At 74.5% G+C, this 23,895-nt stretch carries 17 protein-coding genes and 4 pseudogenes; 9 read left to right on the top strand and 12 right to left on the bottom strand.

Features of this window, described 5'->3' with window-relative positions; translation table 11 throughout:
* Positions 1 to 193: 193 nt before the first annotated feature.
* Entirely contained in the window at positions 194 to 811 is a 618-nt protein-coding gene (locus H300_RS0109900; RefSeq protein WP_028427310.1) for a fibronectin type III domain-containing protein, read from the top strand.
* A 109-nt stretch (positions 812 to 920) separates the two neighbouring features.
* Here the strand turns inward: H300_RS0109900 and H300_RS31825 are convergent, their stop codons facing one another.
* From H300_RS31825 to hutU, 3 genes and pseudogenes are all read right to left on the bottom strand, one after another.
* Positions 921 to 1,157, bottom strand: a complete 237-nt coding sequence (locus H300_RS31825) for a hypothetical protein (RefSeq protein ID WP_028427309.1) — start codon at positions 1,155 to 1,157, stop codon at positions 921 to 923.
* Between the two features lie 670 nt (positions 1,158 to 1,827).
* Positions 1,828 to 2,124, bottom strand: a pseudogene (locus H300_RS29995) (amidohydrolase family protein); the annotation flags it as partial.
* Positions 2,114 to 3,048 (bottom strand): annotated as a pseudogene (hutU, locus tag H300_RS26035) (urocanate hydratase); the annotation flags it as partial. The pseudogenes H300_RS29995 and hutU, both read right to left, overlap by 11 nt.
* Before the next feature lie 120 nt (positions 3,049 to 3,168).
* Here hutU and H300_RS26030 point away from each other — a divergent pair.
* The gene (locus H300_RS26030; RefSeq protein ID WP_078515858.1) at positions 3,169 to 4,725 is read left to right on the top strand and encodes a diaminopimelate decarboxylase; all 1,557 of its coding nucleotides are present in this window, start codon (positions 3,169 to 3,171) and stop codon (positions 4,723 to 4,725) included.
* A 231-nt stretch (positions 4,726 to 4,956) separates the two neighbouring features.
* On the opposite strand, the gene H300_RS0109870 is transcribed toward H300_RS26030, so the two are convergent.
* Positions 4,957 to 5,859 carry a hypothetical protein gene (locus H300_RS0109870; RefSeq protein WP_028427306.1) on the bottom strand — a complete coding sequence of 301 codons (903 nt, stop codon included), beginning with the start codon at positions 5,857 to 5,859 and terminating at the stop codon, positions 4,957 to 4,959.
* Between the two features lie 576 nt (positions 5,860 to 6,435).
* Positions 6,436 to 7,656 carry an acetyl-CoA C-acetyltransferase gene (locus H300_RS0109865; protein ID WP_028427305.1) on the bottom strand — a complete coding sequence of 407 codons (1,221 nt, stop codon included), beginning with the start codon at positions 7,654 to 7,656 and terminating at the stop codon, positions 6,436 to 6,438.
* A 283-nt stretch (positions 7,657 to 7,939) separates the two neighbouring features.
* On the opposite strand from H300_RS0109865, the gene H300_RS0109860 reads away from it, so the two are divergent.
* Together H300_RS0109860 and H300_RS26025 are read left to right on the top strand one after the other, a co-directional pair.
* Complete coding sequence (locus H300_RS0109860) at positions 7,940 to 8,785, top strand: Bax inhibitor-1/YccA family protein (RefSeq protein WP_028427304.1); 846 nt, start codon at positions 7,940 to 7,942, stop codon at positions 8,783 to 8,785.
* A gap of 163 nt (positions 8,786 to 8,948) precedes the next feature.
* Entirely contained in the window at positions 8,949 to 9,287 is a 339-nt protein-coding gene (locus H300_RS26025; RefSeq protein WP_486583680.1) for a hypothetical protein, read from the top strand.
* Between the two features lie 68 nt (positions 9,288 to 9,355).
* Here the strand turns inward: H300_RS26025 and H300_RS0109850 are convergent, their stop codons facing one another.
* Both H300_RS0109850 and H300_RS0109845 read right to left on the bottom strand, forming a co-directional pair.
* The gene (locus H300_RS0109850) at positions 9,356 to 10,015 is read right to left on the bottom strand and encodes a response regulator transcription factor (protein ID WP_028427303.1); all 660 of its coding nucleotides are present in this window, start codon (positions 10,013 to 10,015) and stop codon (positions 9,356 to 9,358) included.
* On the bottom strand, positions 10,003 to 11,349 hold the full coding sequence (locus tag H300_RS0109845; RefSeq protein ID WP_078515857.1) for a sensor histidine kinase: 1,347 nt from the start codon (positions 11,347 to 11,349) through the stop codon (positions 10,003 to 10,005). Before H300_RS0109845 ends, H300_RS0109850 begins: the two co-directional genes overlap by 13 nt.
* A gap of 241 nt (positions 11,350 to 11,590) precedes the next feature.
* On the opposite strand from H300_RS0109845, the gene H300_RS0109840 reads away from it, so the two are divergent.
* Genes H300_RS0109840 through H300_RS0109830 form a run of 3 tightly spaced genes read left to right on the top strand, consistent with a single transcriptional unit; the run spans position 11,591 to position 15,177 of the window.
* Entirely contained in the window at positions 11,591 to 11,857 is a 267-nt protein-coding gene (locus tag H300_RS0109840; RefSeq protein ID WP_028427301.1) for a hypothetical protein, read from the top strand.
* Positions 11,854 to 12,639, top strand: coding sequence for an ABC transporter ATP-binding protein (locus H300_RS0109835; RefSeq protein WP_051269851.1), 786 nt, complete (start codon positions 11,854 to 11,856; stop codon positions 12,637 to 12,639). The genes H300_RS0109840 and H300_RS0109835 overlap by 4 nt, the downstream gene beginning before the upstream one ends.
* 3 nt (positions 12,640 to 12,642) lie before the next feature.
* Complete coding sequence (locus H300_RS0109830; RefSeq protein WP_028427299.1) at positions 12,643 to 15,177, top strand: FtsX-like permease family protein; 2,535 nt, start codon at positions 12,643 to 12,645, stop codon at positions 15,175 to 15,177.
* A gap of 27 nt (positions 15,178 to 15,204) precedes the next feature.
* Here the strand turns inward: H300_RS0109830 and H300_RS26020 are convergent.
* Positions 15,205 to 15,558, bottom strand: a pseudogene (locus H300_RS26020) (FBP domain-containing protein); the annotation flags it as partial.
* Between H300_RS26020 and H300_RS26015 the strand changes: the two are divergent.
* A pseudogene (locus H300_RS26015) lies at positions 15,545 to 16,309 on the top strand (GDSL-type esterase/lipase family protein); the annotation flags it as partial. The pseudogenes H300_RS26020 and H300_RS26015 sit on opposite strands and share 14 nt — an antisense overlap.
* 5 nt (positions 16,310 to 16,314) lie before the next feature.
* Here H300_RS26015 and H300_RS0109815 read toward each other — a convergent pair.
* Together H300_RS0109815 and H300_RS0109810 are read right to left on the bottom strand one after the other, a co-directional pair.
* Positions 16,315 to 17,169 (bottom strand): MurR/RpiR family transcriptional regulator, encoded by an 855-nt coding sequence (locus H300_RS0109815; RefSeq protein ID WP_028427296.1) that lies wholly within the window; start codon positions 17,167 to 17,169, stop codon positions 16,315 to 16,317.
* 538 nt (positions 17,170 to 17,707) lie between these two features.
* Positions 17,708 to 19,096 carry a cystathionine beta-synthase gene (locus H300_RS0109810; protein WP_028427295.1) on the bottom strand — a complete coding sequence of 463 codons (1,389 nt, stop codon included), beginning with the start codon at positions 19,094 to 19,096 and terminating at the stop codon, positions 17,708 to 17,710.
* 222 nt (positions 19,097 to 19,318) lie between these two features.
* On the opposite strand from H300_RS0109810, the gene H300_RS0109805 reads away from it, so the two are divergent.
* The gene (locus H300_RS0109805; RefSeq protein ID WP_037979735.1) at positions 19,319 to 20,320 is read left to right on the top strand and encodes an SGNH/GDSL hydrolase family protein; all 1,002 of its coding nucleotides are present in this window, start codon (positions 19,319 to 19,321) and stop codon (positions 20,318 to 20,320) included.
* A 110-nt stretch (positions 20,321 to 20,430) separates the two neighbouring features.
* Here the strand turns inward: H300_RS0109805 and H300_RS0109800 are convergent, their stop codons facing one another.
* Positions 20,431 to 22,971, bottom strand: a complete 2,541-nt coding sequence (locus tag H300_RS0109800) for an ABC transporter permease (protein ID WP_028427293.1) — start codon at positions 22,969 to 22,971, stop codon at positions 20,431 to 20,433.
* A gap of 112 nt (positions 22,972 to 23,083) precedes the next feature.
* Positions 23,084 to 23,863 carry an ABC transporter ATP-binding protein gene (locus tag H300_RS0109795; RefSeq protein WP_028427292.1) on the bottom strand — a complete coding sequence of 260 codons (780 nt, stop codon included), beginning with the start codon at positions 23,861 to 23,863 and terminating at the stop codon, positions 23,084 to 23,086.
* Between the last annotated feature and the right edge of the window lie 32 nt (positions 23,864 to 23,895).

Below are 23,895 nucleotides of genomic sequence, written 5' to 3'. Positions count from 1 at the left end.
TGCCCGCCCGCCCGCCCCGCGGGCGCGCGGGACAGCAGGGCCGCCCCGGTCGGCGAACCGGTGCGGCCCTGTCGTGGTCCGGCCCGACCACGCGCCCGCCCCCACCGGACGCGGCGGCGTCGAGTTGCACCGGGGAGCCGGCCGGTACAGACAATTGCCACGACGGCGTGAATCTCTAGCAGGGAGACGACCGGTGGCCCCTCGGCATCCGACATGCGGTTCCGCCCGCTCCGCCGGCGCCGTCCGGCGCGCCGGCACCGCGCTGCTGGCTCTCGGAACGCTGCTCGCGGCGGCGGCCTGCGGCCCTGCCACGGACGCCGGCGACCGGGACGCCCCCGGCGACCGCCACCCGGACCGGACCGCGCGGCACTCCTCCGGGGCCGGCTCGCCCGTTCCGCGGGAGCGGCGGCCGGAGGCGCCCTCCGGGCTCCGTGCCGAAGCCACCGGACCCAGCGCCGTGACACTGCGCTGGCGGGCCCCGCGAGGCGGCCCGGTGGCGGGTTACGAGGTCTACCGGCGGGGCACCGAGTCCCCCGTCGTCCTACTGGGGCCCGAGCTGCTGGAGGCCGAGGTCAGCGGGCTGGAGCCGGACACCGCGCACGTCTTCACCGTCCGGGCGGTGGACTCCGGCGGCCGGCAGTCGCGGGCCTCCGCCCCCGTACGGGCCACCACGCACGCGGGGGAAGCGGGCCCGGGCGGGCGGAGCACCGGCACCCCGGAGGGTGGCGAGCCTCCCGGCCAGGACGGCTCACGCGCGCCCACGGCCGAGAGCACCGCCGAGCGGCGCGTCGAGCAGGTCCGGCACCCGTGACGGCCCCCCGGGGGGGGGCACGCTCACCCGAACGGAGCAGTCCGCCCGGACCGCCCCGCCGGACGACAGCCGGTGGGGCGGACAGCGGATGGTGCGCGACGGGCGGCAGCTACACGGGGGGCCGCTCCGGGGCGCGGGGAGCGGGGTCGCGGCCCAGCAGGGCGAGGAGCCGCCGGGCGGCCGGAGCGGAGGACCGCACCCGGCACCGGGGCGCGAAGAGGCCGTGCCGCCCGGCTCCCGGCGGCACGAGCAGCGGAGCCAGGCGCAACAGCTCGGCGGCGAGCCCGTCCGGCGGCCCGGGGGCACCCGGACCGTGCCGGGTCCGCCGCAGGTCCCGGCCGTGCACGGCGAGCTCCAGAGCCCCGGCGGCAGCCAGCAGCCGGTGCCCAGCGGGTGCCCCCGACGGCCACCCGTCTCCGGCGGGACGGGGCCGGCTGCCAGGCACCCAGCAGTCCGCTCGCCCCGGCGCGGAACGCGGCGGCGGGATCGTTCCGGGAAGCCGCGCCGTCCGGGCCCGGACGGAGGCCGACCCTTCCGCACCCTCCCGGAGCGCGTCCAGCGAGGCGCCGAGGCGCCGCAGCAGCGTCCCCGGATCCCGGCCCCGTGCGGGGCGTGGGCAGCCGCAGCTCCGCCGTACTCGTCGGCCCGGCCGCGCCCAGGGCGTACGCGAGTGCCCGCTCGAGCAGCTCGGGGCCGTGCGCCACCTCGTACGCCGGAGGCTCGCCCGGTCCCGTGGGGCCGCCGGGCCCGCCGGGGGCCGCGGTCATCGGGCGCGCCGCCGGCCGTCGAGGCCCGGGCGCGCCGCCGGGGGTGGGGGCTGCTGCTGCGCCATGGGGCGGCTCCACGGGTGCGGCGGTGCACGGCTGCGGTGTCCCGGTCGGACGGTTGCCCGGCCGACCGGCGGAGGCGTGCTGCCGGGTGCAGGCCGCTCACCGGTACTGAAAGTTTCCGGTCCCGTTGCTCGTCGCAGTCGGCCCCCGGCCTGTCGCCGCCCCGGCACGGGCCGGGGCGGCCGGTCAGCGGACGCGGGTGTGCCGGCCGCGCTGCCAGACGTCGGTGACCAGCGGCACGCCGGGACGGTAGGCGAGGTGCACATGGCTCGGTGCGTCGAGCAGTACGGCGTCCGCCCGCGCCCCGGGGCAGAGGCGGCCGACGTCGGTGCGGCGCAGCGCGGCGGCACCGCCGGTGGTGGTGGCCGACCACACCGCCTCGTCGGGCGTCATGCCCATCTCGCGCACCGCCACCGCCAGGCAGAACGGCATCGAGCTGGTGAAGGACGAGCCGGGGTTGCAGTCGGTGGACAGCGCCCGCGTCGAGGAACCCGACCGTGGCCTCCACGTGCCGGGCCATCGACTCCTGCGCGCGCCGGGCGAACTCGGCGGGCTCCTTGGCTGCGTAGTCGGCCATCTCCGCGAACCCGACGCCGAGCGGCAGGTAGCTGAGCGGGTCGTGGGCGCTGGTCTGGTCGGTGACGATGTCGATCGGCGCACCCGCGGCGAGCAGCCGCGGCAGCACCTCTGCCGCGTTGCCGAGCAGGCCGACGGAGAGCGGTCTGCGACGGTCGCGGGCCTCGGTGACGAGGTCCATCGCGTGCTCGGGCGAGTCGGCGCGCACGTCGAGGTAGCCGTGCTCGATGCGCCGCTCGATGGCCCGCGGGTCGCAGTCCACGCAGAGGGCGACGCCGTCGTTCATGGTGACCGCGAGCGGCTGGGCGCCGCCCATGCCGCCGAGCCCCGCGGTCAGGGTGACGGTGCCGGCCAGGGTGCCGCCGAAACGCTTCGCGGCGACCGCGGCGAAGGTCTCGTAGGTGCCCTGGAGGATGCCCTGGGTGCCGATGTAGATCCAGGAACCCGCGGTCATCTGCCCGTACATGGTCAGCCCGAGCTGTCGAGGCGCCGGAACTCCTCCCAGTTCGCCCAGTCGCCGACCAGGTTGGAGTTGGCCAGCAGCACGCGGGGCGCCCACTCGTGGGTGGTCATCACGCCCACCGGCCGACCGGACTGGACGAGCATCGTCTCGTCGTCCTTGAGGGTCTCCAGGGTGCGCACCATGGCGTCGAAGGAGTGCCAGTCCCGCGCGGCCTTCCCGGTGCCGCCGTAGACGACGAGCTTGTCCGGGTGCTCGGCCACCTCCGGGTCCAGGTTGTTCCGGAGCATCCGCAGCGCGCCCTCCTGCTGCCACCCCAGCGTGTTCAGCCGGGTGCCGCGCGGCGCCCGCACGGGTCGCGGTCCTGCCATGGTCCCTGCCTCCCTCACACCTCACCGGCTCGAACTATTCAACCACCGTACGGAGTGAATAGAACTAGTCAACAGGGTCCGCTCCGGCGTTCCGGGGGCCTCCGTGTTTGGCTTGACGCCATGGCCCACGACGAGACCGCACCCGCCCGCACCCCCGCGCCCGAGTCCGCGGCCGACCACGCCGACGGCCCCGCACGCGGCCCGCACCCCGAGCACGGCGACGAGCACGACCGCAAGGACGGTCGCGAGCACGGCCCCGGCCCCGGCCCCGAGCACCACCGTGGCCGCGTCCACGGCGCCGGCACCGGCGCGGGTGCCGACGGGGGTGACGACGCGGCCGGCCTGGCCGAACGGCGCGGACTCGCGGTGCGTGCCGCCGTGGCGCAGGGCGTCGTCGACGGGCGGCGGCCGGTCGCCGGACTCCTCGACGTGGCGACCGTGCGGGCCGCGGCACGCTCCCTGCACCGCGCCTTCGCGGAGGTCGCTGCACCGGAACACCCCGTCCGGCACACCTTCGCGGTGAAGGCGGCCTCCCTGGTACCGGTCCTGCGGCTGCTGGACGAGGAGGACATCGGCTGCGAGGTCGCCAGCCCCGGCGAGCTCGCCCTGGCCCGGGCGGCCGGGGTCCCGGCCTCCCGCACGGTCCTGGACTCCCCCATCAAGACGGAGGACGAACTGCGCGAAGCGCTGTCCGCGGGCATCGCCCTCAACGCCGACAACCCGCAGGAACTCACCAGGCTGGACGCCCTGATCGGCAGCGGCAGCACGCCGACCGCGCCGCTCGGGCTGCGCGTCAACCCGCAGTTGGGCGCCGGGGCGATCGACGCGATGAGCACCGCGACCAGCACCTCGAAGTTCGGCGTGGCGCTCGGCGACCCCGGCGCCCGGGAGTGGGTGCTCCAGGCGTACGCCGACCGCCCCTGGCTGACCCGCGTGCACACCCACACCGGCTCCCAGGGCGTCTCGCTGGAGCTGATGGCCGCAGGGGTGGCGGCGGCGTACGAACTGGCCGAGGAGATCAACCGGACCGTCGGCCGGCAGCAGGTGGACAGCCTGGACATCGGCGGCGGCCTGCCGGTCAACTTCGACTCCGACGCCGTCGACCCCGGGTTCGCGGCGTACGCGCGACTGCTCCGCGACCGGGTCCCCGGGCTGTTCGACGGCAGGTACGGCCTGGTCACCGAGTTCGGCCGCTCACTGCTGGCCAAGGCGGGCACCGTCCTCGCGAGGGTCGAGTACGCCAAGTCCGCGGGCGGCCGGCCGATCGCCGTCACCCACGCCGGGGTGCAGCTCGCCGTACGGACCGTCTTCCACTCCGACTCCTGGCCGTTGCGGGTCTTCGCCCTCGACGCGCAGGGGCGCCCCAAGGAGGGGCGCCCGGTGACCCAGGACGTCGCCGGGCCCTGCTGCTTCGCCGGAGACCTGGTGGCCCGCGGCCGGGAGCTGCCGCCACTGGAGGCGGGCGACCTGGTCGCACTGGCCGACACCGGCGCGTACTACTTCTCCAACCCCTTCGGGTACAACAGCCTGCCCAGGCCCGGCGTGCACGGGTTCCGGGTCGGCGGGTCCGGCTCGGTCGACTTCGCGACGGTGCGGGAGCCGCAGACGACGGAGTCCCTCGTCGCCGAGTCCGGCGGCGACCTGCCGGACGCCCTGAGCGGCCTCACGGAGCCCTGAGCCGCCCCGGCGGGGGCGGGCCGGACCGCGGGGTGCCGTTGTGGGGCAGGGGCGGGAGCAGGGGACGTGGCGGGAGCACAAGGGCCCGGACGCCCCGCACGCCCCGCCGGGAGCGCGGCGGGGCGTGCGGGGCGATGGGCTCGCGGGGCGCGGGGGCGTTCCGGCTTCACGGGGTGCCGGACGCGCGCCCCGGAGCCGGAGCGGGCCTTCGAGGGGCCCGCCCGCAGGGCACTACAGGGACGCGATGAGCCGGTCGGCCAGCACGTAGAGCGACTCCTCGCCGCAGGAGAAGGTGAGCGCGAAGGCGCCGGAGACGCCCGAGCCACCGAGCAGGACCGGGTTCTCGCCGTCCCGCAGCGCCTCGGCCAACCGGTCGGCCGTCTCCCGGTGCCCCGGCGACATGCAGACGGTGGTGCCGTCGGCGAAGACGTAGACGTCGAGGGTGCCCAGCGGCCCGGGACGCACGTCGGTCAGCACCGTCCCGGCACCGGCCAGCTCCGCGAGCCGCCGCACCGTCCGCTCGTGACCCGCCGGGTCGGCGGCGGCGCCCAGGTCCTCGACCGGCTCACCGGAGAGCGAGAACCGCGGGTCGGACGGGTGCCGGCGCCGGGCTGCGGCCATCTCCGGGGATTCGGGCCCCGGCTCGACGGGGGCCGCCGCATCCGCTGCGTCCCGGTCCGTCTGGCAGGGCAGGAAGGGGTCCGCCTCCCGTGCCTCCTTGAGCAGCGCGTCGAGCAGCGCGGCGTCGATCGCGCTCACCTCGTAGTCGCGGGGGTTGCGGACGTCCCCCTGCCCCTCGCACCCGTCGTCGGCGGGTGCGAAGTACTCCGGGGGCGAGGCGGAAGCCGGGGCGTCCAGCAGGTCCACCTCGCGCGCCTCCTGCGCCGCCCAGAACGCACGGGCCTCGGCCAACTCCCGTTCGCGCTCATCCGCGAGGGCGTCGGCGACCGCGGACCGCACGTCCTCCATGACGGGGGCGCGCCGCGGCTCCGGCACCGCCACCGCGGTGGCCGCGAGCTCCGTGCGCAGCCCGGTCACTTCACGGCGCAGCCCGCGGACGGCGAGCAGTGCGGCCCCGCCGAAACCGGCCGCCGCACCGGCGGCAAGTAGCAGGGTGAGGGATATGGCGCTCACTGACGTTCTCCCATCGGATTCGGCCCCCTGAATTCCTACCTCAGCTTTCTCCGTCGTACCTCTCGACCATCGCAGAAAATGCCACATAAGGGGCAGTCGAAAATTCGAGCCATCGGAGCCGCAACGCCCTGACCAGGAACGACATGATAGATGAAGGGTGAACATCACATCCTGGGGGCCATTCCGCATCGGCGGCGCATCACCGTGACAGGTGTCACATTGCCGGACACGACGGGCAGTTGGTATCGGCCACCCCGGAGTGCGCGGTCACTGCCCGCACCAACTCCGCTACCGTCAGGCGCCTTCGGGACGGAGGGGCCCGGCAAGGGTGAACGCGGCCCCCTGAAAGGTGACGTGCGTCTCACCAGTCCCACCAGTCACAGCAGCACCAGACCCTCATCCCCCGGGCCCGCCGGGGCGCACGGGCGAGCCGGCGGGCCCGCACCCGCGCACGAGTGGGGGCCGCCCGCACCCGCTCCGGACGACCCCCACCACGCACCTCCGCTGCGCTGCGGTTCAGCTCAGACGCACCACACCCACCCACGCACTTCCGCCTCACCTCCGCTGCGCTGCGGTTCAGCTCAGACGCTCGATCACCATCGCCATTCCCTGGCCGCCGCCCACGCACATGGTCTCCAGGCCGAACTGCTTGTCGTGCCACTGGAGGGAGTTGATCAAAGTGGTGGTGATGCGGGCGCCGGTCATGCCGAAGGGGTGGCCGACGGCGATGGCTCCGCCGTTGACGTTGAGCCGGTCCGGGTCGATGCCCAGGTCCCGGTAGGACGGGATGACCTGGGCGGCGAAGGCCTCGTTGATCTCCACCAGGTCGATGTCCCCCACCGACAGGCCGGCCCGGGCGAGCGCCTGCTTCGAGGCCTCCACCGGCCCGTATCCCATGATCTCCGGCGACAGACCGGAGACGCCGGTGGAGACGATCCGGGCCAGCGGCGTCAGCCCCAGCTCGCGGGCCTTCACGTCGGACATGATCACGAGGGCGGCGGCGCCGTCGTTGAGGGCGCAGCAGTTGCCCGCGGTCACCATGCCGTCCGGGCGGAACACCGGCTTGAGCCCCTGCACGCCCTCCAGCGTGACTCCTGCCCGCGGGCCGTCGTCCTTCTCGACCACGGTGCCGTCGGGCGTGGTCACCGGCGTGATCTCGCGCTCCCAGAACCCGTCCGCGAGCGCCTTCTCGGCGAGGTTCTGCGAGCGGACGCCGAACTCGTCCATGTCCTGGCGGGTGACGCCCTTGACCCGGGCCAGATTCTCTGCGGTCTGGCCCATCGCGATGTAGACGTCCGGCACCGCCCCCTCCTCGCGGGGGTCCGTCCAGCCCTCGCCGCCCTGCTCGGCCCGCGCCGCGGTACGGGCCTCGGCGTCGGCGAACAGCGGGTTGTGGGTGTCGGGCATGCCGTCGGAGGTGCCCTTGACGCTGCGCGAGACGGCCTCGACCCCCGCCGAGACGAACACGTCCCCCTCGCCCGCCTTGATCGCGTGCATCGCCATCCGGGTGGTCTGGAGCGAGGAGGAGCAGTAGCGGGTGACGGTGCAGCCCGGCAGGTGGTCCATGCCGAGCTGCACCGCGACCACCCGGCCCAGGTTGTGGCCCTGCTCGCCGCCGGGCAGACCGCAGCCCAGCATCAGGTCGTCGATGTCCCGCGGGTCGAGGCCGGGCACCTTGTCCAGTGCGGCACGGACGATGCCGGTGGTCAGGTCGTCCGGCCTGACGTCCTTGAGCGACCCCTTGAAGGCGCGGCCGATGGGTGAGCGGGCGGCAGAAACGATCACTGCTTCGGGCATGTCGGCTCCTGGGGAGGGGTGCGGCACTGCGGGTCTGGAACTGAGAGGGAAGCTACCCGCGCGTAGCGCGAAGGTCACGGCTCCGGGCGTGTGACACGGCTCGCAGCGCGCCGCAGGCCGCGGACGGTGCGCGGCGACCCGTTCGCCGGACACCTGTCCTGCGGACGGGGCACGGAACAATCAAGCCCCTTTCCCTCGTTCGAGGCAGTGCACTAGCGTGCAGTCTTTGCTAACGCATTACTCTGGTGGAGAAGGCCGTGCCGTACGGCCATGGAGGAGTGAGATGAGGAGCAGCAACCCGGTCTTCTCGCGTCGGGGGCCCAATCGGAGCGGGCAGGCCGGTTTCCGGGCCGGTCAGCCGCAGACCGGGAGCCCCTACGCCCAGGGAGCACCCGCGGGCAACCCGTACGCGAACAACCCCTACGCCCAAGCGCAGACGGCGCCGGGCTTCCCCGCCGCGCCCCCGCAGTCCGACCGGATGACGATGAACGACGTCGTCGCCCGTACCGGCATGACGCTGGGCACCGTGGTCGCCGGTGCGGCGGTCGCCTGGGCCCTCAACCTGCCCCTGGGCATCGCCATCGTCGCCGCGCTCGTCGCGATGGGGCTCGGCTTCTGGCAGGCCTTCAAGCCGAAGGCCTCCCCGGCGCTCATCCTGACCTACGCGGTCTTCGAGGGCATCTTCCTCGGTGCGATGAGCAACTTCATCAACCAGTGGGCCCCGGGCGCCGCGATGCAGGCGGTGATCGGCACCATGGCGGTCTTCGCCGCGGTGCTGTTCCTGTACAAGACCCGCATCATCCGGGTGAACCGCCGCTTCACCCGGTTCGCCCTCGCCGCCGGCATCGGCTACGCGGTGCTCTCGCTGGTCAACCTCGGTTTCGCCCTCTTCGGCGCCGGGGACGGCATGGGCTTCCGCACCGGCTGGATCGGCATCCTGATGGGTGTCGCCGGCGTCTGCATCGCGTCGCTCTTCCTCGCCCTGGACTTCAAGCAGGTCGAGGACGGCATCGCCTACGGCGCGCCGCGTGACGAGTCCTGGCTGGCCGCCTTCGGTCTGACCGTGACCCTGGCCTGGATCTACTTCGAGTTCCTGCGTCTGGCCTGGATCTTCGCCAGCGACTCGTAGGGCCGGCGCACGGCCCCGGTCCCCGACGGGCCGCAAGCCACCTCGCGGGAGGGCCCGCACGGCGTGCGTCAGGCGTGCGCCGTGCGGGCCCTCCCGCATGTCGGGGCCCGGGGCCGCGGCACCGGTGCGGAGAGCGGCGCCCGGTCCCGCATAGGCTTGCGGCATGCCGGAGGAAGCTGACGTGACCGAACTGCTCCGCGCGGTGGGCCGGCTCGCCGACCGCCTGCGCGCGGCGCCGCAGAGCGTGCTGCTCCGCGGGGCGGCGGCCGAGGGGCTGGCGCTGGCCGGGGAGATGGCCGAGCTCGCCCAGCGCTGCGAGTGTCCCGGGCGTCCGCCCCGCCCGCTGCCGGAGGCCGATGTGTTCACCGTCGGCGACCAGGTGGCGGTCACCGGCCACGACCTGGCCGAGGCGGTCCGGGCGACGGGCGAGCCGGGGGCCGTACGGGCCGCGGCGGAGCTGCTGCCGCGCCTGCACGCCGCTGCGGGCGCCACCGGCCGCTGAAGCCAGTCCGGCACCCGTCCCCGGGCGGGCCCGCGGCCGCACCCGCCTCCCCTCCGACGTGTCGGCAGTCAGGACCGGGTGGGGGCGTTCTCCAGGTAGTGCAGGACGGCGGCGACACGACGGTCGGTGCGGTCCACGGGCGAGAGGTCCAGCTTGGCGAAGATGTTGCGGATGTGCTTGTGGACGGCTCCCTCGGTGACGACGAGCCGTTCCGCGAGGGCGCCGTTGCCCAGCCCCTCGGCCATCAGCGCCAGGACTTCGCGCTCCCGCGGGCTCAGCCGCTCCAGCCGGGCGTCCGGCCGCGAGCGGGCGAGCAGTTGGCCGACGACCTCGGGGTCGATGGCGGTCCCGCCGCCGGCCACCCGGTGCAGCGCGTCCAGGAACTCCTCGACCCGGCCGACGCGTTCCTTGAGCAGGTAGCCGAGCCGGGCGCCGCCCTGGCCGAGCAGTTCCGTCGCGAACGCCTGCTCGACATACGCGGAGAGCACCAGGACGGCCAGTTCCGGGTGCCTGCGCCGGGCCTCCACTGCAGCGACGATGCCCTCGTCGGTGTGGGTGGGCGGCATCCGGACGTCCACGATCGCCACGTCCGGCCGGTGGGTGTCGACCGCGGTCAGAAGGCCCTCGGGGGCGGCTGCCGTCCCGACCACGTCCAGTCCCTCCGCGCGCAGCAGGAGCGCGAGCCCCTCGCGCAGCAGGGCGTCGTCCTCGGCGATCACGATCCGCATGGCAGCCTCACCTCGATGGTGGTCGGCCCGCCCGGCGGGCCGTCCAGTTCCAGTGTTCCGTCGTGGGCCTCGACCCGACGCCGCATGCCGAGCAGGCCGGAACCGGAGCTCTCGTCCACGCCGCCGCGGCCGTCGTCGGTGATGCGCAGCAGTAGCTGTCCGTCCCGGACGCGCACCGTCACGGCGGCGTGCGCGGCACCGCTGTGCTTGGCGATGTTGGTGAGCGCCTCGGCCACCACGTAGTAGGCGGCGGCCTCCACCGAGACCGCGCACCGCTCGGGGACGTCGGCGTCGAGGCGGCACGGGACCGGGCAACCGGAGACGAGCGCGCTGAGCGCGTCGCCGAGGCTGCGGTCACCGAGTCCCGGCGGCAGGATGCTGCGGGCCACCGCACGCAGTTCGACGAGTGCCTGCTCGGCGGCGCTCTGCGCGCGTTCCAGCGCCTGCTCGGCGGCGGCCGGGTCGCGCACCAGCGCGCGCCGCGCCGCGCCGAGCAGGACGGTGACCCCCACGATCCGGTTCTGCGTGCCGTCGTGCAGCGAGCGTTCGATCCTGCGCAGCTCCGTCGCGTGGGCGTCCAGGGCGGCGGCCCGGGTGCTGGTGAGCTGCGCGATGCGCAGGGCGAGGTCGGTGCCGGGCGGGGGCGCCAGCAGCCGGCGCCCGGGCCAGGCCTGGAGACGGGCCATGCCCGGGGCGGCGGCGACGGCGAGGAGCAACCACCCCAGGCCCAGCAGGCTGACGGCGAGCGCGCCGGGCAGGGTCTGCACCTGCCAGAGGGTCAACGAGTCGGTGGCGGCCTCCTCGGGCACCAGCGGCCACCACAGCGGGAAGATGCCGTCGCGGACCGCGCTGAGCGGCAGGGTCAGCCCGAGCAGCCCGAGCAGGAAGCCGAGCGTGGCGTGGCCCGCCAGCCACCCCAGCTCGCGGCGGGTCGCCCGGTCGCGGACGGCGGCCCAGAGACCGGTCGGTCCCGGCTCCGGGCCGACGACCTCGGGGCCCCAGCGGGAGAGGCGGCCGCGCTCCCGGTCGGCGGCGGCGCGCAGGGCACGCAGGGCGCCGGGCACGAGCAGCAGGCCCACCCCTGCCAGGCTGGTCAGCGCGACGACCAGCAGCCACAGCAGCGTGGTGAGGGCGAGGACGGCGGTGCCCAGACCGCCGACGAGGTGTTCGAGCGCGTCCAGGGTGGCGCGGGGGCGGGCGGCGAGGTACTCCCGGCGGCGGGACGGGCCGGCGGAGGCTGCCGTGCCGCTCGCACGCGCCGGTCCGGACGGCGCCTCCGTGCCGCTCGCACGCCTCGCCCCGGTCCTCGGCGTCGTCCTCGCCTCCCTCTCCACAACCGGCTCCCTCCGGGCCTTCCGTTCCCTGGACCTCCGGGCCTTCCGTTCCCTGGAGCAGTGACGTTAAAGCACCGCGGACGCCTTCGCCGCGTCGGGAAGCAAGGAGTACAGCCTGCTGTACCCCGAGGAGGCCAGGCGGCGGGATCGGCGACGGGGTCGGATCTCCGTAGCGTCGTGAACAGCTCGGAAAGGCCGCACGACGCGGCCCGGCCGGACCTCACCGACGAAGGAGCACACCGTGTCCGACCCGTACCGCATCACCGAAGCAGGGCCCGGCGCCCGTCCGGCGGCCGAGCAGGGGACAGCGGAGCCGGCGCGGCTCGACGGGGCCGGGCGCGGCATGCTGCGCCCGGTACTGTGGGTGCTGCTGATCATCGCTGCCGCCGGGAACGCGGTGGCCTCCACCTCCACCGCGCACGTCCTGGTCGGCGTCGGGCTCGGGGTGGTCGTCCTCGGCCTCGCCACCGCCCTGATCGTCCACCACTACCGGCACCGGCGCCCGTGACCGGGACCGCCGCCGGCGCCTTGAAGGCCGCCGCGCCCGCAGCGGCCCTGGTCGGTGTCACCAGGACCTATCCCGGCGGCGTACGCGCGCTCGACGACGTGTCGCTCACGGTCGGCCGCGGGACGTTCACCGCCGTCATGGGCCCCTCGGGCTCCGGCAAGAGCACGCTGATGCACTGCGCCGCCGGCCTGGACACGCCGACCAGCGGACAGGCCTTCGTCGGCGGCGTGGAGATCGGCGGTCTGGACGAGACCCGCCGCACCGAACTGCGCAGAGAGCACGTGGGCTTCGTGTTCCAGTCCTACAACCTGCTGCCGACGCTCGACGTCGCGGACAACATCACGCTGCCGCTCCGGCTGGCAGGCCGGAAGCCCGACCGGGAGTGGGTGGCGGAACTCGTGGCACGGGTGGGCCTGACCGGCCGGCTGACGCACCGTCCGGCGGAGCTCTCCGGTGGTCAGCAGCAGCGGGCGGCGATCGCCCGGGCGCTGGTGGCGTCCCCCTCGGTGGTCTTCGCCGACGAGCCGACCGGTGCGTTGGACCTGCGCACCGCCCGCGAGGTGCTCGGGCTGCTGCGCGGTCTGGTCGACGCCCTGGGCCAGACGGTGGTGATGGTCACCCACGACCCGGAGTCCGCAGCCTGGGCGGACCGGACGACGTCGATGGCCGACGGCCGGATCGTCGGGACCACGGAGGCCTCCGGTGCGGCGGGGGTGCCCGGCAGTGCCTGCGCGGCCGGAGTGTGCCGGGCCGCGTCTGGTGACGTGCGGGACAGGAGTTAGCCGATGCTGCACTTCGCCCTGCGCATGGTCCGGTACCGCGTGGCCACCGCCGTGGCCGTCGCCTGCGCCGTCCTCGGCGGGGCGGCGCTGCTCACCGCGGTCGGTGTGCTCGCCGAGTCGGGCCTGCGCTCCCACCTCCCCGCCGGACGGCTCGGCGGTGCGGACGTCGTCGTCACGGCCGAGCAGGTGTTCCGGCCGGACGGGGACCTGCCGCTCGCCCTGCCGGAACGGGCCCGCGTCCCGGCGGACCTCGCGGACCGGGTGGCGCGGCTGCCCGGCGTCGCGACCGCGGTCGGGGACCTGAGTTTCCCGGCGGCGCCGCTCGATGGACGCGGCCGGCTCGTGCCCGGTGCCGACCCGTCGGCCGACGGGCACGGCTGGTCCTCGGTCGCGCTGCTGGACGGGGCCCGGGTCGAGGGCGAGCCGCCGAGCAGCGCCCGCGAGGTCGCGCTGGGCGACGCGTCGGCGCGGGCCGCGGGTGCGGGACCGGGCGACCGGGTGGTGCTGAGCGCGGCCGGCCGGTCGGCCTCCTACCGGGTCTCGGCCGTGGTCGCGGGGGCCGGCAGCGGACTGTTCTTCGCCGACGGCACCGCGTCCGGCCTCGCCGCCCGGCAGGGCGTCCCCCGCGACGTCGTCGACCTGGTCGCGGTACGCGCCGCCCCCGGAGCCGCTGCGGACGTGGCGGCGGAGGTGGCGGAACTCGCGCGCGCCGAGGACCTGGTCACCTCCACCGGGGCCGAGCTGGGTGACACGGGTGCGCCGGCGGCGGCTGCCGCCCGGTACCTGCTGCCCGTCCTGGCCGCCTCGCTGGCGGGCATCACCGTGCTCGTCGTCGGCTTCGTCACGGCCAGCGGCCTGGCGGTCTCCACCGAGGCCCAGCGCCGCGAACTCGCCCTGATGCGGGCGGTCGGAGCGACACCGCGGCAGATCCGGCGGCTCGCCGCAGGCCAGGCCTCGCTGGTCGCCGGGGCCGCCGCGATGCCGGGCCTCGCCCTCGGCTACCCGCTCGCCGAGCAGTTCCGGCGGCTGCTGGTCGCCGCCGGGATGCTTCCGGAGGCCCTGCCGCTGACCATGGGCCCGCTGCCCGCGCTGGCGGCGCTGCTGCTGCTCGCAGCCGTGGTCCAGTCGGCTGCCCGGGGCGCCTCCTGGCGAGTGTCGCGGTTGCCGGCCACCGAGGCCGTCGCCGAGTCGCACAGCGAGCCCCGGACACCGTCGTCACGGCGGACCCTGGCCGGGATGCTGCTGCTGGCGGCGGCTCCCGCGGCCTCGGTGGCGCCGCTGGCCGACCGGTCGGAGCAGGGCGCGGCGGCCACCGCCGTGGCCGGTGTCCTGGCGGCGATCGGCCTGGGGCTGGCGGGCCCGGCCCTGATCGGCCGCCTCAGCGGGTTCGCCGCCCGGCGGCTGCCGGCCCCCCGGTCGGCACCGGGCTGGCTGGCCCTGCGGAACAGCCACGGCTACGCGCTGCGCACCGCCGGAGCCGTCTCGGCCCTGGCGATGGTCGTGGTCTTCACCCTGACCTACACGCTGGCCCGGACGACGACGGTGCAGGCCGCCGCCGACGAGATGCACGACGGCACCCGGGCGCAGCTCGCGCTGAGTGCTCCCGGCCTCGGCGGGGTCTCCGAGGAGCTGCTGGCACCGGTCCGGTCGGTGCCCGGAGTGCGGGCCGCGAGCCCGGTGTCCACCACGACCGTCCTGTGGCAGCACCGCGTGCTGGGGGAGACGCAGGTGGGCAGCGGGCCCGCTTTCGTCCTCGACGCCTCGGCGCCCGCGGTGCTCGATCCGGACGTCCGCGAGGGGAGCCTCGCGGAGCTGACCGGCCGCAGCGTCGCCCTGGACGCGGGGACGGCCGCGTCCCTCGGCGCTTCGGTGGGCGGGACGGTGGAGCTGGTGCTCGGGGACGGGGCACGCGTCGAGGCCCGGGTGGCGGCCACGTACGCCCGCGGGCTCGGTTTCGGTCCGGTGGTGGTCTCCCGCGAGTTGGCGGACGGCCACCGCACCAGCGGGCTCGCGGAGCGCGTCCTGGTCCGCACCGACGGCAGCGGCACGGCCCGGCGCGGGCTGGAGGAGCTCGCGGCGTCCCGGCCGGGTCTGGTCGTCGAGGACGGCGGTGCCGCTACCGGGGACGACGGTCCCGGGGCCGTGCCGCCGGAGCTGTGGATCAATATCGCCGTGCTGGCGGTACTGCTGGGATACCTGGTGCTCGGGACCGCGAACAAGCTGGTGGCCGCCACCGCGCGGCGCCGGGGCGAGATCGCGGCGCTGCGGCTGATCGGCGCGCTCCCGGCGCAGATCCGGGCGATGATGCGGCGGGAGGCCGCGCTGCTGTGCGGTGCGGCGCTGGGCTCCGGCGTGCTGCTCTCGGTGCTGCCGCTGGTGTTCGTGGGGCTGGGCTTCCTGCACCGCCCGTGGCCCGCAGGGCCGCTCTGGCTGCTGCCGGCGCTCGCGGCGGTGGTCGCCGCCGTCACCTTCGCCGCCGTCGAGCTGCCCGTCCGGCGGGCACTGCGCAACCCGCCGGGAGCGGGACTCGGCGGCTGAGCCGCGGGCAGGGGACCGCCCGCGACGTCAGTCGGTCACCCTGGCGACGAAGGCGGCGAGTTTGCCGGCGGTCCGGCGGATCTTCTCGTCCTCGGTGAGCGTCTCGTGCAGCCGCCCGCCGCCCGGGTCCTTCCTGCCGCGCACGTACAGCGAGCAGCACAGGTCGCCGCACAGGTGCACACCCACCGAGTTGCCCTCCTTCCCCGCCCTGCCCGCCCGCGGCGCCACCGTCAGGACGACGCCGGCATGGGGCGTGAGGCAGATCGAACACATGTCGCGAGGGCGCTGGTGGGGGGGCGTCAGCGCCGGGCGGCGCAGCGCGAGAGCCGTCGGGCGGCCGTCCCGTTCGGTGACGAGGTAGGCGCGTTCGGGGGCGCGGGGTCCCACCACCACCTGGCCCGCGCTCGCCGCCTCGCTCGGTGGCGTGGACCTGGTCAACCTGGGCCTGGGCGGCAGCGCGCTGCTCGACCCGTTCACCGCCCGCGCACTCCGGGACACGCCTGCGGATCTGATCAGCGTCAAGATCGGCATCAACCTGGTGAACACCGACCTGATGCGGCTGCGCGCCTTCGGCCCCGCGGTGCACGGCTTCCTCGACACCCTCCGCGAGGGGCACCCCACCACCCCTCTGCTCGTCGTCTCGCCCCTGCTGTGCCCGATCCACGAGGACACCCCCGGCCCGAGCGTTCCTGATCCCGAAAGCCTCGCGACCGGACAGCTCCGGTTCCGGGCCGGCGGCGACCCGGAGGACCGCGCGAGCGGGAAGCTGACCCTGAACGTCGTCCGGGAGGAGCTGGCCCGCATCACCGCCGAGCGGGCGGCCGACGACCCGCACCTGCACCACCTCGACGGCCGCGCCCTCTACGGCGAGGCGGACGCCGCCGAACTACCGCTGCCCGACGGCCTCCACCCGGACGCCGCCACGCACCGCCGCATCGGCACCCGCTTCGCCGACCTGGCCTTCTCCTCCGCCGGCGCCTTCTCCTCCGACGGCACGACCAGCGGCGCGAGCGGCGTGCCGCGCCCCGGCGTCTGGAAGCCCGTCCCGGGCGCCCGCCGAGCCGCTGCCCCGGCGGCCGCCCGGAGCGGACGCGGCCTCGGGTCGGGTGCGGGCTCGCCCTGGCCCGGGTGAGGATTTCAGCCCAGGAAGAGATTGCGCGCGAGGGCGCGCGCGTCGAACTCCTCCAGCCGGGACTGCGCCTCCGGCAGGTGGTCGCACATCGCCTCCAGCAGGACGCGGCCGAGCAGCATCGGAGCGCAGGCGGTGTCGAAGGCCAGCCCGGTACCGACGGCGGCGGGCAGCAGCACGTCGCGGGGGTCTGCCACGGGGGCGAAGGCGCTGTCCGCGACCGTCACCACCCGCAGCCCCGCGGCCCGTGCGTGGGCGAGCGCCTCGGCCACCTCGCGCGGGTGGCGCGGGAGCGCGAAGCAGAGCAGCGCCCGGGCACCGGCCCGTACGGCCGCGTCGACACGGTCGGTGAGCAGCGTGCCGCCCTCGTCCAGCAGCCGCACGTCCGGGTGCACCTTGGCGGCGAAGTAGGCGAAGCCGCGCGCCTGGGCCGAGGCCGCGCGGAGCCCGAGCACGGGCAGCGGACGGGATTCCGCCAGCATCCGGCCGGCCGCGGCCACCGGAGCGGGGTCGGCGAGCTGGGCGGCCAGCAGCCGCAGGTTCTCGATCTCCTCGTGCACCGCCTGCTGGTAGGCGTTGCCGGGCTGCGGGCCGTCGGGCTGCTCGGGCTGTCCGTGCTCCTCGGCCGTGCGGGGGGATTCGCGCAGGTGCCGCCGCAGCGCCGGGTAGCCGTCGAACCCGAGAGCGACCGCGAACCGGGTGACGGAGGGCTGGCTCACGCCGGCCAGTTCGGCGAGTTCGACGCTCGACAGAAACGGCGCGTCCCCGGCCCTGCGGACCATGCACTGCGCGATCCGCCGCTGGGTGGGGGTCAGCCGGTACCCCTCGAAGAGTCGCTGCAACCGCACCCCGGCACCACTCACACCGTCCACCTGTTCCCCGCCGAGCCATTCACAGGACCCCGACTCTGCATGAGTCCATGCAACCAGGCAAGTGGGGGTGGGGAGCGCGTCGGCAGGACGACCGCGGCTGAGCCGCCGGGCACGGGCCGACCGCCGCCGCACCCGGGGTACGGGCACCCGGAAGCGAAGGTCCTCAACGCGGAGGTCCGGGGACTCAGGGGCCCGGAGGCAAGGGCCCGGGGACGAGGATGTCGCGGGGACCGCCGCACCCCGGTGCTGCCACCAGGGGCGGGACGACGGCGATCCCCGCGGGGGGACGCACGCACGCCGGGTCAGGACCGGGTGGTGCGTCCGGGCGACCAAGGGAGGTCCGGGAGCCGCTCCGGAAGTCCTTGGTGCCGTATGCGCGTCGGCCTCCTTGCCGACACCCCCTACAGTGCCCGACGGGTGTTAACCCGACCTTGCGGTGCCGTGACACTCTCGGTCCGATACGTCACCCCCGCGTCCCGCGGTGGACGCCCCCGGATCGCGGGCGTCCACCGCGGGACCGGCGGCACGCTCACTTCGCGCCGCGGGCCAGGAAGGCGAGCAGGTCCTGCCGGCTGACCACTCCGGTGGGCTTGCCGTCCACCAGGACAATCGCGGCGTCCGCGCCTTCGAGCACCGCCATCAGGTCGGCGACCGGCTCGCCCGAGCCGACCTGCGGCAGCGGGGGGCTCATGTGCTTCTCCAACGCGTCGGACAGCGCGGCCCGGGTGGTGAACAGCGCGTCCAGCAGCTCCCGTTCCACCACCGAGCCGACGACCTCGGCGGCCATCACGTCGGGGTGCCCGGCGCCGGGCTTGACGATCGGCATCTGCGAGACGCCGTACTCACGCAGTACGTCGATCGCCTCGCCGACCGTCTCGTCCGGGTGCATGTGGACCAGCGAGGGCATCGGGCCCTCCTTGTACCGGAGCACGTCCGCCACCCGCGCGGTGGTCGGCTCGCCTTCCTCCAGGAAGCCGTAGTCCGCCATCCACTCGTCGTTGAAGATCTTCGAGAGATAGCCGCGGCCGCTGTCCGGGAGCAGCACGACGACGACGTCCTCGGGCGTCAGCCGGGCGGCGACCTCCAGGGCGGCCACCACGGCCATCCCGCAGGAGCCGCCGACCAGCAGCCCCTCCTCTTTGGCGAGCCGCCGGGTCATCCGGAAGGAGTCCTTGTCGGAGACCGCGACGATCTCGTCGGTGACCTCCCGGTCGTAGGCACTGGGCCAGAAGTCCTCACCGACCCCCTCGACCAGGTAGGGGCGTCCGGAGCCGCCCGAGTAGACCGAGCCCTCCGGGTCCGCGCCGACGATCCGGACCGCACCGCCGGAGACCTCCTTGAGGTACCGCCCGGTGCCGGAGATGGTCCCGCCCGTCCCGATGCCGGTGACGAAGTGGGTGATCCGGCCGTCGGTCTGCCGCCACAGCTCCGGGCCGGTCGTCTCGTAGTGCGAGCGCGGGTTCGCCGGGTTGCTGTACTGGTCGGGCTTCCAGGCACCCGGCGTCTCGCGGACCAGCCGGTCGGAGACGTTGTAGTAGGAGTCGGGGTGGTCGGGATCGACGGCGGTCGGGCAGACCACCACCTCCGCCCCGTAGGCCCGCAGCACGTTGATCTTGTCGGTGGAGACCTTGTCCGGGCACACGAAGACGCACCGGTACCCCTTCTGCTGCGCGACGATCGCCAGCCCCACCCCGGTGTTGCCGGAGGTCGGCTCCACGATCACCCCGCCGGGCCGCAACGCGCCGGACTGCTCGGCGGCCTCGATCATCCGGACCGCGATGCGGTCCTTCACCGACCCTCCGGGGTTGAAGTACTCCACCTTCGCCAGGACGGTGGCCCCGGCGGGCGACGTGACACTGTTCAGCTTGACCAGCGGGGTGTTGCCGACAAGCTCGATCATCGACTCGTGATACTGCACTGTGGTCTCCGCGTTCCTCGGGGTCACCGCGGTCGCGGGCCCTGCACCGAAGCCTATGGGGCGACCGCTGCCGCGGGGCGCGTTGGACACCGGTGTGCGCGGGGCAACAAGGAGACAGACGGGTGGTGCGGGCGCCGGACACGGGCTCCGGACGGGACACGCGACACGGGCCGGTGGCGATCGACGCCGACCGGACGGGCGAACGGGAGGCGGACCGGGCATATGCCGAGCGCGAGGGTGGCACGACGGATCGCGACGGCCGCGGCGTACGGAAGCGGGGGCATCGGACTGCTGAGCGGGGCCGCGATCGGCGTGCTGCTCGCCGAGGTGGAACTGGCGAAACGGAAGGTCGGCGGCTCCGACGACGAGCCCCCGATGGCCGACGGAACCTACGGGACGGCCTTCGCCGCCCGGGACGGAAACCCGCTGCGGCTGGCTTTCCTGGGCGACTCCACGGCCGCCGGGCAGGGCGTGCACAAGGCGCGGCAGACTCCGGGCGCCCTGCTGGCGTCCGGCCTTGCCGCCGTGGCGGAACGGCCGGTGGAACTGCGGAACGTGGCGCTCTCCGGAGCGATGTCGAACGACCTGGAACGCCAGGTGACGATGGTGCTCGGCGCACGCGAACAGGCGCCGGACGTCTGCGTGGTGATGATCGGTGCCAACGACGTCACCGGCCGGATGCCGGCCGGCACCTCGGTGCGCTGCCTGTCCGAGGCGGTGGGCCGGCTGCGGGCGGCGGGCAGCGAGGTCGTGGTGGGCACCTGCCCCGACCTGGGCTCGGTGGAACCGGTGGGCCAGCCGTTGCGCTGGCTCGCCCGGCGGATGAGCCGCCAGCTGGCGGCGGCCCAGACCATCGCCGTGGTGGAGCTGGGCGGCCGGACGGTCTCCCTCGGCGACCTGCTCGGCCCGGAGTTCGCCGCGAACCCGCGCGAGCTGTTCGGCCCCGACCACTACCACCCGTCCGCCGAGGGGTACGCCACTGCCGCGATGGCGATGCTGCCGACGCTGTGCGCCGGGCTCGGGCTGTGGCCGGAGGCCACCCCGGAGCGCGCCCGCCGGGAGGGACTGCTGCCGGTGGCGCGGGCGGCCGCCGCCGCGGCGGCCGAGGGCGGTACCGAGGTGACGGCCGCCCGGGGCCCGTGGGCGCTGCTGCGGCACCGGCGGCGCCGCCAGGTCGCCGCCGAGGACCCCGCGCCCCCGGCCCGGGAGAGCCGCGCCGGCTGAAGCCCTCTTCCGCACACGACGGCGGCCGGTGGCCCGCGTCCCGCGGGACGCGGGCCACCGGCCGCCGTCGCTTCGGCCCGTCGCCTCCCGGCGCGGCCCGGCCGCCGGTCCTACTCGGACTTGATGGCGGCGAGCATGTTCATCCGTGCCGCCCGCCGGGCCGGCCACAGCGCGGCGAGCACTCCGACCAGTGCCGCCAGCGCGAGGAACACGCCCATCCGGCCCCAGGGCAGCACCATCTCGTAGGTGCCGAGCGAGTCGCCGATCACCTGCCCGGCCGCCCAGCCGAAGAAGACGCCCAGCCCGATGCCCATCACCCCGCCGAACAGCGAGATGATCACCGACTCCAGCCGCACCATCCGCTTCACCGCCCGGCGGTCGAGACCGATGGCCCGGAGCATCCCGATCTCCTGCGACCGCTCGAAGACCGACATGGCCAGGGTGTTGACCACCCCGAGCACCGCGACGATCACGGCCATCGCGAGCAGCCCGTAGAGCATGTTCAGCATCAGGGAAATGCTCCCGGCGATGGAGTCGGAGACGTCCTGTTTGTCCTGGACCAGTACGGCCGGATTGTTGCCGAGGCTGTCGACCAGCGAGGACTTCGCCTCCTCGCTCACTCCGCCCTCGGTCCGCACCAGCAGCTGCCTGGTGCCGACCTCCGCCACGTGGGGAGCCAGCGTGGCGGTGTCCAGCATGATGCCGTTGAGCACCTGATTGCCCTCGAAGACACCAGCGACCGTCAGCTCGCCCTTCTTGTTGTCCACGAAGGTCACCGGGAAGGTCGATCCGACCTTCCAGCCCTCCTCCTCGGCGATCGCCTCGTCGGTGATCACACGATTGCCCGCCAGGTCGTCCGCCGAACCGGCGGTGAACGACAGGTCGGTGACCTTGGTGATGTCCTCGCCGCTGACTCCGGTGAGGGAGTGGAAGTCACCGTCGACCCGGGCCAACGAGTCGTTCATCGGGCTGATCGCCGTGACCTTGTCGTTCTCGGCAAGGATCTTCTCCACCTCGGGGGAGAGCGGCGAGTAGTTCGCCATGCTGATCATGTAGTCGGACTTGAGCGACTGGACCGCCATCTTCTCGATGGCCTGCTGGGCGCTGCCCGCGATCACCGTGAGGCCGGTGATCAGGGTGAGACCGATCATCAGGGCCGATGCGGTCGCGGCGGTGCGGCGGGGGCTGCGCACGGCGTTCTGGCGGGCGAGCTTGCCCGACACCCCGAAGCCCCGCAGCAGCGGTCCCACGGAGGCGATCAGCGGGCGGGACAGCAGCGGCGTCAGGACGAACACCCCGAGCACCGTCAGCGCCGCGCCGGCGCCCATCGGGAACTTGCCGTCCTCCATCGACATCGAGGTGCCGAGAAGGACGAGCACGGCACCGGCCGCGACCAGGAACGAGCCGATGCTGTTCCGGATGACCAGCGACCGGGTGGTGGCGGTCGCGTGCACGCTGCTCATCGCGGCGACCGGCGGGATCTTCGCCGCCCGGCGCGCCGGCAGCCAGGCGGCCAGCACCGTGACGAGGACACCGACCAGCAGGGAGCCCGCCACGGCATCCGTACCGACCATCAGCGGCCCGTCGGGAAGCGTCCCCGCGAGGCTTCCCACCAGTGCCCGCATGCCCATCGCGATCCCGATACCGGCCAGCAGCCCGGTCACTCCGGCGACCGCGCCGACCAGCAGGGCCTCGGCGAGCACCGAGCGGGTCACCTGGCGGCGGCTGGCACCGACCGCGCGGAGCAGGGCCAGCTCCTTCGTCCGCTGGGCGACGAGCATGGTGAAGGTGTTGGCGATGATGAAGACGCCCACGAACAGCGAGATACCGGCGAAGACCAGCATGACGGTCTTCATCACGCTCATGCCCTCTTCGATCACGCGTGCCTGCTCGGCGGCGAGCTGCTCGCCCGTGGCCGCCTCGGAGTCCGCGGGGAGGACCTCCTCGACCTGCTTCTTGAGCTGGGCCTCGCTGGTGCCCTCGGCGGCGGTGAGGGTGATCCGGTCGAACTCGCCGTCGGCCGTCCACAGCTTCTGGGCGGTCTCGGTGTCGAAGAGCACGAGGGTGCCGCCGGCGGCGACATTGCCGTCGTCGGTGCTGAAGACGCCGGTCACCTTCTCCTCGCGGACCGGACCGTTCACCGACATCCGTACGGTGTCCCCGACCTCGTAGCCGGTGCGCTCGGCGGTCTTCTCGTCCAGCGCGACCTCGCCCGCGCTGCGGGGGGCCCGGCCGTCGTCCATGGCGTAACGGGCGTCGGGGCCCTCGCCGTCGGGGCCTGCCCAGTAGTTGGCACCGAGGGTGGACCAGCCCTCACCGACCAGTTCGCCGTCCCGGTCGGCCAGCGCGGCGAACCCGGAGGCGTCGCCGGTGGCGGTGGCCGTGCCGGGCAGCGCGGCGAGCTCGTCCAGCAGACCCTGGCTGAGCGCAGGAGCCGAGCCGAGGCCGCCGTTGCCGGACGGCTTGCGCGGCTCGACGGCGAGATCGACGTGGGAGAAGCCCTCTTCCGAGCTCCTCTGGTAGGCCTCGGAGATCGTGGAGGTGAAGACCAGGGTGCCGGAGACGAAGGACACGCCGAGCAGTACGGCGAGTACGGTCATCAGCAGTCTGACCTTGTGCGCGAGCACATTGCGCAGGGCGGTGCGGAACATGGGAATCCTGGGTGGTGGTGTGCGGATGTCGGAGACCGGCGCCGGGAGGCACCGGCGGAGCGCCGGGAGGGCCGGCGGGCCAGCCCTGGAGCGGGGCCGGCACCGGCTCGTGCTAGCTCGTGCGGCCCTTGCCGTCGAAGCCCTTCATCCGCTCCAGTACCGAGTCGGCGGTCGGGCCGGCGAGGTCGTCCACCCCACGGCCGTCGGCGAGGAAGACGACCCGGTCGGCGTACGCGGCGGCTACGGGATCGTGGGTGACCATGACCACCGTCTGGCCGAGCTCGCGGACCGAGTTCCGCAGGAAGCCCAGCACCTCCGCCCCGGATCGCGAGTCCAGGTTCCCGGTCGGTTCGTCGCCGAAGATGATGTCCGGCTTGGAGGCCAGCGCGCGGGCCACCGCGACGCGCTGCTGCTGACCACCGGACAGCTCACTGGGCCGGTGCTTGAGCCGGTCCGCGAGCCCCACCGTCCGGACCACCGTGTCGAGCCACTCCTTGTCGGGCTTGCGACCGGCGATGTCCATCGGGAGGGTGATGTTCTCCAGCGCGCTCAGCGTCGGCAGCAGGTTGAACGCCTGGAAGATGAATCCGATCTTGTCCCGTCGGATCTGGGTGAGCTTCTTGTCCTTCAGCTTCGTCAGCTCCGTCTCACCGATGCGGGCCGAGCCGGAGGAGACCGAGTCCAGGCCGGCCATGCAGTGCATCAGGGTGGACTTGCCGGAGCCGGAGGGGCCCATGATCGCGGTGAACTGGCCCTGGCGGAAGTCGACGGTGACCCGGTCGAGCGCGACCACCTTGGTCTCGCCCTCACCGTAGACCTTGGAGAGCTCCAGGGCACGGGCGGCTGCGACACCGGTTGCTGCCGGGGCGCCTGGGTGGGTGGTGGTGGTCACGGGGACGACTCCTGTCGGACGGTTGATCGGAC

It is taken from the genome of Streptomyces sp. TAA040 (assembly GCF_000424845.1).
Note: the sequence above shows the minus strand (reverse complement) of the source record. Positions and strands in the feature narration are given on the sequence as shown.